Source organism: Roseburia sp. 1XD42-69, assembly GCF_003612565.1.
Taxonomy (GTDB): Bacteria; Bacillota; Clostridia; order Lachnospirales; family Lachnospiraceae; genus Roseburia_B.
Map to the genome: position 1 here is coordinate 1 of NZ_RAZG01000049.1, position 11,389 is coordinate 11,389.

Annotated in this window: 9 protein-coding genes; 1 reads left to right on the forward strand and 8 read right to left on the reverse strand. The window is 45.3% G+C overall.

What is annotated here, in order from left to right; genetic code table 11:
* Positions 1-136 precede the first annotated feature (136 nt).
* The 3 genes from D7Y06_RS17735 to D7Y06_RS17745 form a co-directional block, all read right to left on the reverse strand.
* Positions 137-1,831: an extracellular solute-binding protein gene (locus tag D7Y06_RS17735; RefSeq protein WP_120409070.1), complete on the reverse strand. Its 1,695-nt coding sequence runs from the start codon at positions 1,829-1,831 to the stop codon at positions 137-139.
* 49 nt (positions 1,832-1,880) lie between these two features.
* A complete protein-coding gene (locus tag D7Y06_RS17740; RefSeq protein ID WP_120409071.1) occupies positions 1,881-2,771 on the reverse strand; it encodes a carbohydrate ABC transporter permease in 891 nt (296 codons plus the stop codon).
* 103 nt (positions 2,772-2,874) lie between these two features.
* Positions 2,875-3,822 carry an ABC transporter permease gene (locus tag D7Y06_RS17745; RefSeq protein ID WP_120409072.1) on the reverse strand — a complete coding sequence of 316 codons (948 nt, stop codon included), beginning with the start codon at positions 3,820-3,822 and terminating at the stop codon, positions 2,875-2,877.
* Between the two features lie 220 nt (positions 3,823-4,042).
* On the opposite strand from D7Y06_RS17745, the gene D7Y06_RS17750 reads away from it, so the two are divergent.
* Positions 4,043-4,228 (forward strand): hypothetical protein, encoded by a 186-nt coding sequence (locus D7Y06_RS17750; protein ID WP_120409073.1) that lies wholly within the window; start codon positions 4,043-4,045, stop codon positions 4,226-4,228.
* 34 nt (positions 4,229-4,262) lie between these two features.
* Here the strand turns inward: D7Y06_RS17750 and D7Y06_RS17755 are convergent, their stop codons facing one another.
* The 5 genes from D7Y06_RS17755 to recJ form a co-directional block, all read right to left on the reverse strand.
* Positions 4,263-6,068 carry a cache domain-containing sensor histidine kinase gene (locus D7Y06_RS17755; protein WP_120409074.1) on the reverse strand — a complete coding sequence of 602 codons (1,806 nt, stop codon included), beginning with the start codon at positions 6,066-6,068 and terminating at the stop codon, positions 4,263-4,265.
* A gap of 147 nt (positions 6,069-6,215) precedes the next feature.
* Positions 6,216-7,499: a DUF1002 domain-containing protein gene (locus D7Y06_RS17760; RefSeq protein WP_243119380.1), complete on the reverse strand. Its 1,284-nt coding sequence runs from the start codon at positions 7,497-7,499 to the stop codon at positions 6,216-6,218.
* A gap of 123 nt (positions 7,500-7,622) precedes the next feature.
* Complete coding sequence (locus D7Y06_RS17765; RefSeq protein WP_120409075.1) at positions 7,623-8,558, reverse strand: alpha/beta fold hydrolase; 936 nt, start codon at positions 8,556-8,558, stop codon at positions 7,623-7,625.
* Between the two features lie 15 nt (positions 8,559-8,573).
* Entirely contained in the window at positions 8,574-9,506 is a 933-nt protein-coding gene (locus tag D7Y06_RS17770; protein WP_120409076.1) for a methyl-accepting chemotaxis protein, read from the reverse strand.
* A gap of 88 nt (positions 9,507-9,594) precedes the next feature.
* The gene (gene recJ / locus D7Y06_RS17775; RefSeq protein ID WP_120409077.1) at positions 9,595-11,319 is read right to left on the reverse strand and encodes a single-stranded-DNA-specific exonuclease RecJ; all 1,725 of its coding nucleotides are present in this window, start codon (positions 11,317-11,319) and stop codon (positions 9,595-9,597) included.
* Positions 11,320-11,389 lie beyond the last annotated feature (70 nt).

The window sequence follows — 11,389 nt, forward strand, 5'->3', positions numbered from 1 at the left end:
AGTGCGCCTTTTTTGCTTTAAAAATAATTTCGATTTTTCTCATTTTGCTATTGACATTTATTAGCTGGACTGCCCAAATCCTGTTTTCACAGAATACACATTCCTAACTTAGGTACTTTTTTCTGGGTTTCCCTGACTATTCTGCAATAGATACCCTCTCCTGAACAATGTCCGTAAGAATTTTTTCTGCATCTGACATGCCCACGCCTTCAAGTTCCTCTAACATCTTGTCATAAGAAGCATCAAAATCGCTTTCGGAGCCGATAATACAGGAGATTAAGGATGACCATGCAATTTCATCTAACTGGTTTCCGATCTCATCAAACTCACTTGGCTTTGCATATGCCCAGATAGGAGAATATGCAGGAACTTCAAACTCCTTTGCCTGGGGGAAGATATCTGTCAGAAGTTCTACGCCCCATTTTTCACAGGCCGCCTTCTGCTCCTCGTCGTACTCTGCAACCACGGATTCCCTGCTCTTTGTAGTGTAGGTACTTCCTGTCTCATCCACAATTCCGTCACCATAGTAGGGGAAAGGGTAATTGTGGAAGCCTACCCCTGTCTTTTTGGAGTAATCCTTGTCGTTATTGGAAGCGTCAATTTCTTCCTGGGTTCTGTAACGTTTGCCGTTTTCGTCTACCTGATAGTTTACGCCCTCAATTCCCCACTGTACCAGTACCTGGCCCTCATCGGAACAGATATAATCCAGATATTTGATTGCTGCCACAGGGTCTTTGCAATCCACGGAAATTCCCACGCCCTGGCCTGTGGTAAGTCCCTGGTACATTAAAGAAACACATTTTGTTTCTTTGTCCATAGTAAAGGGAAGGGGCGCATAAGTCTTTCCGAATTTTCCGTCGGCCTTTAACACTTTTTCCCCGTCGCTGTAATCCCAGTCCGTGTCAAAAAGGGAGAGCACACGGCCGGAAGCGATTTTTGCAATATAGTCCTCATGGGTCTGGGTAGCAAATTCCGGGTCTAAAATGCCTTCATTGTAAAGCTTATTCAGCCATTTGAAATATTCCCTCTCTTTATCGGAACGGAATTTGTACATTGCCTGGTTATTTTCGTCTATGAGCCACTGGCCGTTGTCCGGCGCACCGTCCGCAATATATCCTGCCGGATTTCCCAGGGTAATCATCCAGTGCCAGTCAGAGGCGGAAAGGGTAAGCCCTATCGTGCTGTGTCCGTCATCGGTGGTAGGATTCTCTGCCATATAATCTTTTAACATTGTCTCAAACTCATCCAGTGTCTCCGGTACTTTATAGTCATTTGCCTTTAACACATCCCACTGCATCTGTGCCGTACCGGAATGTTTAAAAACTTCCCCTCCCACATTATAAGAAGACAACTGATAAATTGCCGGGTCATCCTGGGAATGTTTTAATTTGTTAAACTCATCCCCGTAGAGTTTTTTAATATTGGGGCCGTACTCTTCAATTAAATCCGTCATGTCCATCAGGGCTCCTGCTTCAATCAGGCTTCCGGCGTCCCCTTTTGCATAAATCAAATCGGGATAGCTCTGCTCTGCAATCATAAGGGCCACTTTCTGGTCGTCGGAGGATACCGGATAATCCGTCTTTAATTTTACCCCTGTGGCCTCGGTAAGCTTTTCCGCCACCGGGTCACTCCAGGGGTCTTCCTCCCCGTCCGCATTGTAAAAGGTCAGTTCCACCACATCTCCTGAAGCGCCTGCCTCCCCTCCTGTCTCTGTCCCGTCATTTGTCGCAATTCCTGTAGATGCATCCTCTTTTTTATCTCCGCATCCTGTAAAAACACCTGCCGCCACCACTGCTGCCAGCATAAGTGCACACACTCTTTTCTGTCTCATAAGCTTTTCTCCTCCTTTTTCTCTTCGCCTATATCCTAATCTATCAGCATCAGTCTTTGACTGCACCGACCGTCATACCGCCTACAAAATATTTTTGCAGGAAGGGGTACACCACTATAATGGGCACTGTGGCAATCATTGTAATCGCCATCCGCACGGAAAGGGGTGATACCGCATTTTTTACCTGATCCACCGCATGGGGGTCTACCTTAATCTCCGCCTGCTGCATAATTTCATACAGCACATACTGTAAAGTAGGCAAATCCCTGGCGTAAAGATACGTATCCATAAATGCATTCCACTGCCCTACGGCATAGAACAGGCCCACCGTGGCAAGCACCGGTTTGCATAAAGGAACAATGATTTTGTACCAGATTGTAAAATCATTTGCCCCGTCAAGCCTTGCCGCCTCCTGTAAGGCATCCGGAAGCCCGTCAATAAAGGAACGCATCAGCACAATATTGTACGCCCAAATCAATCCCGGCAGAAGGTATACAAGGAACGAATTCCCCATTTTCAGATTCCTGGTCAAAAGAAGATATTCCGGAATCATACCGCCGCTGACATACATGGTAATGATAAATAAAAATGAAACAATTTTGTTAAAATAAAAATCCCTCCGGCTCATGACATATGCGATCATCGCCGTGCTGAACACACTGACTAATGTTCCAATTAAAGTCCTGGCAACCGACATCATAAAGGGCACAATCAAATTGTTCTCCTGAAACACATAGATGTAGTTGTTCATGGTAAATTTCCTTGGCAGGATGAAGTTGATATTGCGCATCGTGTCCATTGGGTCGTTTAAGGAAATCGCCAGCACATTTAAAAAGGGATACAGGGTTATGATCAGAATTCCGATAAAAATAACCACTAATATGTAATCTAAAATCTTTTCCCTGCTTTTTATCTGTCCGCTTGTTCTTATTTCACGCATTTGCTTTCCTTTCCTCCTTTTTTAAGGTAACGCCCCCTCACCTTGGGTTCGGCGGCCACTCGGAGGAAGGCATTCCCAAAAATGCTTTGCATTTGCCTTCCTCCTACATTAACTTGCTTTCTCCAAGCCATCCTGAAATCTTGTTTGCTATAAGCATCAGGGTGACGCCTACCACCGACTGGAACATGCCGATTGCTGTACCTATGCCGTAATTATTGTTTCCAATACCTCTAAGGTATGCAAACCAGGAAAGTACCATTGCGTGGTCCTGGACAATTCCGTTGCTAAGGAGCATCTGCCGCTCCATTCCCACATTTAAGGCACCTCCGATACTCATAATCAAAAGTACGATTATGGTAGGCTTGATTCCCGGCAGGGTGATATGCCAGATTCTCTGGAGACGGTTTGCCCCGTCCACTTTTGCCGCCTCGTAAAGTCCCTGGTCGATTCCTGCCATAGCGGATAAGTACACGATTGCATTCCATCCAACTTCTTTCCAGGCGTCCACCAGACAGACAACCACCCAAAACAGCACGGAATTTGTTGACATGAGATGCAGGTTCTTCCCAAATAAGGTGTCTATCATTCCCCCGTCATTCAATACCATTTTTGCAATACTGGCGATTACCACCCAGGATACAAAGTGGGGCAGGTAGGACACGGTCTGGGTGAATTTTTTAAACCTGTTAAAACAAATCTCATTTAACATCACCGCAAATACGATTGCCAGAACCGTCCCGATTAAAATCCCCAAAATACTGATTCCTATGGTGTTTATCATGGTCTGTCCAAAGAGCCGGTCTGTAAAAGCTTTTTTAAAGTTGGCAAGCCCTACGAATTTCCTCTCCCAGATGGGCTTTGCAAATGTGGCCGGCTTTACTTCCTGAAATCCCATGGTCCAGCCCCATAAGGGTATGTACTTAAAGATAATCAGCCATATCACAAAGGGAAGTGACATAAACAGGAGATATCTCTGTTTCCACATCAGGGCCATGCTGAATTTCGTTTTGGCTTTCACAGCCTTTTGTTTTCCTTTCTTTCCTTTTTTCATGTTTTTGCTCCTCCTTTATCTGAAATTATTATAAAATTTTTGTAAAGAATTAGATACCGCATTAATTTCATGAAAAATACCAGAAAATCTGCACCTAAAAATTTAGATGTCGAATTTTTCTGGTAAAAATCTCTAAAAATAAAACAGGTTTACACTTTTCATATGCCCTGCTATAATTACAGTATAACAAGTCGTTACCAAATAAAAGGCGGTGAAATTTATGACAGAAAAGGAAATGATACAAAGAAACATTGAGGAGTTTTCACGGCTTCAAAAGTATATGGTTCTGACTCAGGATAAAGAATCGGCAGCATATAAGGAGATGTATGAGAGATACGTGGATTTGAAGACAATTCTCACGGCTTCCGGCATCAATATCACAGAGCTTGACAGGATAAAAGAATAGCAGACCATATATTTTACGTCTTCCCTTGACTTACTTATGAATCCAGAGGAAGACGCATTTTCACCACGGTTTTTTCTCCCGGCCTGCTCTCCACCTCCACCCCGTAACCGTCCCCAAATTTTAATTTTATCCTCTGGTTTACATTGCACACCCCGATATGCTTTCCCTTAAACCGATGGTATTTTAACTCTTCTCTTATCTGGGCAAGTTTCTCCCCTTCTATGCCATTTCCGTCATCCTCCACAAGAATCACCAAATCCTCTTTCCGGGCTTCCACCCGTATCTGGATATGGCCTGTCTCTTCCCTGCCCTCAAATCCGTGGATAATGGAATTTTCCACAATGGGCTGTAAAATCAGGGGGATAATTTTCTTTTTTTCCACCCCTTCTTCCACAAATATTTCATAGGCCATCCTTTCCCCAAACCGGTATTTCTGGATTTTCAGATAGGATTCCACCAGCTCTACCTCAGATGCTACAGATACCTCTTTTTCCCCGGCGGAAATGCTGCTGCGAAGAATCTTTCCCAGCATTTTTACCAGATCTTCTATTTCATACTGTTTGCTTACCCTGGCTTTCATGCGGATGGTCTCCAAGGTATTATAGAGAAAATGAGGGTTTATCTGGCTGGTGAGAAGTTTCAGCTCGGCGTCTTTCTGGCTGGTTTTTAGCTGCTCCGCATGGATTTTTTCCCGGTAAACCTCCGCCAAAAGCCTTTGGATGTCGTGAATCATGGTGTGGAGATAATCGTAAAGTTCACTGATTTCGTCATTTCCCCCCAGTTTTTCCTGCAGTTCAAAACTTCCCTCCGCAGCTTTTTTCATCTGCTCCTTAAAGCGCTGCACTCTCCGGGAAAAAGACAGGGAATAAGATAAAATCATAATTACCGCAAAGCCTGCGCTTAAACAGGACAGCCCAATACTTTTTATGCTCTGGGCATTGGCCTCTTTTAAAATGTCCCGGTAAGCCCGGACCCCCACCACCTGGAGATAATCACTGCTGTTGTCCTGGAAAATAGTTTCCGTGGTAACAATGTAGGACGCCCCGTCAATGAAAACCTGTTTTTGAATGTCCTCTTCCCCTTTCCCCGGAAGATATTCCTTAATATCCTCAAAAACGGCATCCCTTCCCATAGAACAGATAGATGTCTCCCCGTTTAACACAAGAAAGGTATCGCCGCTTCTTTCCCTTACATATCCTTCAAACCGCTCCGGCCGTATGTAAATCACCAGGGCCCCCACATTTTTTCCCTTTCTGGTCTTAAGCATCCTGGATAAGGCCAGGGCATGGTCGTATCCCACAATCTCATGGGGGAGATAGGACCAGATAATGCCGCCCTTCTCCTTTTGCACCCGCTGATACCACTCCTCTTTACGGATATCGTCATCCACTTTTACAAACTCACTGTTCCCTGTTATGGTGTCGTTTTCAAAATAAACGCTGATACCGGAAATAATATCGTTGTAATATTTCCTGTACTCTAAAAAACTGGTATAACTTCTGTAATCATTGATAATCTCCTGGTAGTCCCTGTACTGCTTCTCGGCAATTTCCTCCAGTTTCTCATCAAAGTAAAAATATCTGGACATGGTGGTTATGGTATCCTGCATTTCTGCAATCTGGTTTCTCACCGTAAAAAGTTCCTGGGCTTCTGCGCTTTTGGCCTGATTTACCAATATCTGTTTTGTTCCCTGTATCAGGTAAAGCCCAATGAGCACCAAAGGCATGAAACCGCCGAAAATGTAAACTAAAAACATTCTGTATCCCAATCTGTTCCCGGGAATTTTTTCCGCTGCCCTCCCCAGTTTCTTTTTTAACCTGTTTTTCGTCCCTTCCCTCATATTCCCGCCTTTCTTCTCTGGAAAATCAAAAAATTTTTCTGAAAAAACGCATTCATCAGCGTTTCCCTAATCTCCCTGTAAAATAATGCAAGGATTATGTTTCCATAATCCTTGCATCCAGACATTTTTTAGAACGTCCGTTTCTTATTAAGAAAAGATATTTAAAAACTTTTCAAATAAACCGCTGAACCACTTTCCAAGTTTTGAAAAAAATCCGCCGATGTCCCCGCCGTTTTTGAAACTGTCATAAATAGACTGGGCGGCATTTAGCAGGCTGTCAACATCCAAATCCAGCTCGCTGATTTTAAGCATCAGTTCTACAATGTCGTTGATTTCCTCCTCTGTCAGGACTACGTTAAACTTCTCACATCCCTCTGCGATGGCTTCCCGGATTTCTCCCTCATCGCTCATGTCATGCTCTACCACCGCCTGTTTTACATAGGCAAATAAAGCCTCCACCTCGTCGGAATCCGCCCCGTTTGCGCTCTCTATGTTTCCGGTGAGCACCAGCTCGTGAAGGGCGGTGTCAATGCTCTCCTCGTCAATTTCATCCCCCGTCATCTCTTTGTAGGCTTTAAAGATTCCCACAAGGGCCGCTGTACCGGAAATCGCCGTGGGCGCCGCCACAATAATGTCTGCGTCCGTGATTCCCGCCGTGGCCAGGGCGTTTTTGTACATGCCCACGGTACAATAAGAGATATTGTTGGTTGAAATGTTAATGCCGTTTCCGTCTTTCCGCTCCACAATCACAATGGAGGATAAAGACCTGGTGCCGATTTTGCTCTTGTCAATATAGGAGTCCAGGTACTGATGCTCCTCTGCATTGTTCACATACAAAACATCATAGTCCTCTAATTTGTTTGCGTCGATTCCCATTAACGCCAGAACAATGGCTCTCTGCTCCGGGGAAAGATCCGCCCCCAGGGCCAGATATGGCTTATCATTTTTCTTAATTTCTACATTGTCGTCGTTTTTGTCCTGCTCCACTGTCACCGTACCGGAAATATCCGGCTTTTCCTGGGTAACGGTTCCGGAAATATTTTTATCCTTTGAGGACTGTTCCGTATCTTTTTCGTCTGTGCCTTTATCCGTAACCGGCTGGCTGTTTTCCGGTGAATCCGTGCTGTCCCCCGGCTGGCTCCCATTTCCCGTGCCCAAAGGCGGCTGCCCTTCCTGGGGTTTCTGTTCGTCCTGGGTGTTTGTCCCCTGGCCTGCCCCGGTATTCTGGTCCAAACCCTGATCCGTGCCCTGATTTTCCCCTGAAGCCGCCGAATCCGCCCCCGGTGCTGCCTGGTTCGGCGCCAAAGTCTCCTGGGCATCCTCGTCCTCAAATACCTCCGCTGCCTGCAGGGGCGCTGCAGAAGTAAAAAGGATACAGGTTGACAGAAGGACACAGAACATGCGCTTCCACTGTTTTCTTACATTTTTCATAATAAAACCTCCTTTTGTCCTTTTTATAAACGCCTTCATTTTTACACAAATACCAAAGGATGTCAAAGGAATATGAAAAAATTAAGATAAATTTTATTTTTAATCGTTTCTTACTTTATTTTCTTATAAATGAGCTTCCATCCAGGAAAGTAAATTGTGGTATACCACTTTTCTGTCCGTCTCGTTTAAAATCTCATGGCGGTCATTTTGATACAATTTCCATTTCACGTCTTTGATGCCTGCACGTTTGTACTGGCGGTACACGTTTTTCACCCCGGCACCAAAATCCCCCACCGGGTCTTTATCCCCGGAGGCTAAAAAAATGGGAAGGTCTTTTGGTATCTTATCTATATTTTTCGGCTGGTTGTCATAATACACCGCCTCCATCAGCCCGTAGTACCCGTTGATGGTAAACCGGAAAACGCACTTTTCATCTTTAAAATATTTTTCCACAATTTCCAAATCTTTTGTAAGCCAGCTCTTTTCCGGCTTTCTCCCGCTGGAGTCAAATTCCCGGTAAGGCCCCATAAGAGAGAGGAAACGGACAAAAGGGCTGCGGAAATGCCAGCCGAAAACAGCGGCAATCCCCCGGCAAAGGGCCATACCTGTTTTCATTGTTAAATCCGGCATACTCCCGGTTCCTACTAAAAGCGCCCCGGAGAGGTTTTCCCCGTGAAGGGTAATATATTTCCGAAGCATATAAGACCCCATGCTGTGGCCCAGCATAAAATAGGGCTTGCCGGGATTTTCCTTTTGTATTTGTTCCCGCAGGGTATGCATATCCTCCACCAAAACATCGCTGGGGCCGTCTTTGCAGAAAAAACCCATCTCTTTTTCGGAAGATATGGAATCCCCGTGGCCCAAATGGTCATGCCCCACCACAAGATAGCCTTTTTTTGTAAGATATTCGGCAAAATCTTTATACCGCAGAATATATTCCTGCATGCCATGGATAAGCTGAAGCACTTTATCCCATTTTCTGTCATCCGGCACAAACTTCACCCCGTGAATCTGTGTCTTTCCGTCGTGGGATAAAAAGGTAAACTCCTCCTGTATCATAGCTATCTCCTCCCCTTACTTCTCTGCTTTGCCGCATACTTTTAAAACCTGGTCCATAAGGAGGTTTTTCGCCTGTCTGTTTTCCTCTGTGCACTGCCCTAACTCTTCCAGCTTTTCTAAAATATCACCGTAGCTCTCACAGGCTTCCCGCACGCCGTCCGCCACCCGCTTCGTGTCGTTTCTCTGGTCTTTTAAAAGCTGGGCCAAAACCGCTTCCTCCTGGACATCCAGTTTTAAGGAGGCAATATCATCCTGCCACTCCGCAGTGCTTTCCATTTTTTTAAGAAGCCCGTTTACAATCACCATGCGCAGCTCTTTTTCCCTGTTGGCAAATTCCTGAAACTCATTAATCTGGGTGGATAAAGCCTCAAGCATCTGGGTATATTTTTCCGATAACAGGCGCACCTCCTCCGCCGCCTGTAAAAATTCTTTTCCTGCGCCTCCAAGCTTTCCCGCCTCCACTGCGGCATTTAAGGCAAGTACTGTCATGCGGCCTGCTGTCTCCTGCATTTTTACAATATGGGCTCTGTTGTCCCCAAACTGTTTCTCCCAGTTTGCGCCTCCCTTTTCCTCTAACTCGTTGAGCTGGCCGCACCTGGTTTTTATGTCATCTGTAAAACCGGCAACTTTCTTTACCTTTTCCAGACAGTTTTTTAAAGACATTTCCCCGTCCCTTGTCTTAAGGCCGGAGGCCGATACCTTTTCCATCCTGGAATAAACCGCCGCCGCTTTATCATTTAAACGCCCCCAGATCACACTGCGCTCCTGGAGGGAATCTGTCAGTTCCTCAATCCCTTTTTCAAGCTGGCCATTCCCTGTGTCTAAAGTGTGGAATGCTTTGTCAGAGACAGCTTTCATCTCCTTTACCGAACTTTTTAAACTGTCATATTCACTTTGCAGTTCCTGGGCTTTTTCTAAACTTTCCTTGGTTTTTTTTGTACTAAACATATGATTCTCCTATTTCCGCAATAATCTTTATCTTTTATTTTTACGGGTTATAAACAGTTACCATACATTATAAACGATTCTCATTTTTTTAGCAATAATTAGAGATGACAATCTGTATATCCTCCCTGCCCATATAGCTGTTTATCTCAGGGTAATAGATAATAGCGATTTCATTTTTTTCCTCCAAAAACCTTTCAAATTCCTCCACATCCCCAAAATATACTGCATCGTAAACGTAACCATAGGCATCCCCCAGTGTAAGTTTCAGGACGTTTCTGTTTTTTCCCACAACTCTTTTCTCCCTGACTCTTATATTTTTATCTGCAAATACAGGTTTGGGATTCCCTTTGCCAAAGGGCTCCAAAAGCTCCATCTCCTCCACCAGCTCTTTAGTCACATAGGATAAAGGCATGGGCACGTCAATATGTATCACAGGAATAAAATCTTCCTCCGAAAGGCTGCAGCACATGTTTATCTCCCGGCGGAAATTTTCCACATCATCCCTCTCCATACTAAATCCCGCCGCCATGGGATGCCCGCCGAACTTTGTAAAATACTTTCCGCACTTACACAGTTCCTCATACATGGAATAGGCTTCTATGGATCTGCCGGAGCCTTTTACCCCCTCCTCGGAATCCGTCAGGACAAATACCGGTTTGTGGTAAAGTTCCCGGATGCGCCCGGCTACAATCCCCGCCAGGCTCTCATGGAGTTCCTTTAAATAAACTACCATCACTTTGTCTTTGTCCCATCCCTCTTTTAAAATCCCATCCCTTGCCTGTTCCACCCCCTCTAAGGTCATGGCTTTCCGCTCCTCATTAAGCCCGTCCAATTCTATGGCTAAGGGGATGGCCTCCTCTTTCGACCGGGCCAGCATTAATTTTAGGGAGCGCACTGCGGTGTCAAGCCTTCCGCTGGCATTGATGCAGGGGCCAAGGACAAACCCCAGATGATAGGCCGAAAGCCTTTCCGGCACAATATTTTTCTGTCCGATTAGTGCAGAAATTCCGGGATGTTTCGTATAGCGCATCTTTTCCAGCCCGTATTTTACAATAATCCTGTTTTCATCCGTCAAATCCATCACATCCCCCACCGTGGCAAAAGCCGCCTGTTCTAAAAATTCCAGATAAGCGTCAGTGGGAAGCCCCTCCGCTTCATAGAGGGCCTGAATCACTTTCCATGCCACCACTGCGCCGCAGATGCCGGAAAAAGGGTAACTGCACTCCTGCTGCTTGGGGTTTACAATGGCGTCGGCCTGGCTCCTTACATACTTTCTCTCCCCATTTTCTTCCACATAGGGAATATCGTGGTGGTCTGTCACAAGAACGGTCATCCCAAGGCTTTTGGCGTAAGCCACCGCCTCTAATGCGGCAATGCCGTTGTCACAGGTTAAAATGGTATCCGCCCCCATTTCCCTTGCACGGTCAATGAGGTTTTCATTAATTCCGTATCCGTCCTTCATCCTGTGGGGGATTGCAGCATCTGCTACGCCCCCCACCCGGCTAAGGCCCGTTAAAAGGACATAGGCGGACATAATACCGTCTATGTCGTAATCCCCTATCACATGGATACGTTTTCCACTGTGAATTTTTTCCTGCAAACTTTCAACCAAAAGGTCCATATCCTTCATAAGATGGGGGGAGTGAAGTTCCTCCAATGTCCCACCCAGGTACTTCCCAATCTCCCTATCCTCCGTAATGCCCCGGTTTACGAGGATTCTGGCCAGAACCTGGTCGATGCAAAAGCGCCTGCCAATCTCTTTGAAATCCGCCTTTTTGTTTCTTACCATCCATTTTTCTTTTTGTGTGCTCATATGTTTCAACAATCCTATCTGTAAAAATCCTGAATTACATATATGATACTATAACATAGACACATATTCA

Coding starts and splice junctions, on each gene's coding strand:
- D7Y06_RS17735 (WP_120409070.1), bottom strand. CDS start 1,831: ATGAGACAGAAAAGAGTGTGTGCACTTATGCTGGCAGCAGTGGTGGCG.
- D7Y06_RS17740 (WP_120409071.1), bottom strand. CDS start 2,771: ATGCGTGAAATAAGAACAAGCGGACAGATAAAAAGCAGGGAAAAGATT.
- D7Y06_RS17745 (WP_120409072.1), bottom strand. CDS start 3,822: ATGAAAAAAGGAAAGAAAGGAAAACAAAAGGCTGTGAAAGCCAAAACG.
- D7Y06_RS17750 (WP_120409073.1), top strand. CDS start 4,043: ATGACAGAAAAGGAAATGATACAAAGAAACATTGAGGAGTTTTCACGG.
- D7Y06_RS17755 (WP_120409074.1), bottom strand. CDS start 6,068: ATGAGGGAAGGGACGAAAAACAGGTTAAAAAAGAAACTGGGGAGGGCA.
- D7Y06_RS17760 (WP_243119380.1), bottom strand. CDS start 7,499: ATGAAAAATGTAAGAAAACAGTGGAAGCGCATGTTCTGTGTCCTTCTG.
- D7Y06_RS17765 (WP_120409075.1), bottom strand. CDS start 8,558: ATGATACAGGAGGAGTTTACCTTTTTATCCCACGACGGAAAGACACAG.
- D7Y06_RS17770 (WP_120409076.1), bottom strand. CDS start 9,506: ATGTTTAGTACAAAAAAAACCAAGGAAAGTTTAGAAAAAGCCCAGGAA.
- recJ (WP_120409077.1), bottom strand. CDS start 11,319: ATGAGCACACAAAAAGAAAAATGGATGGTAAGAAACAAAAAGGCGGAT.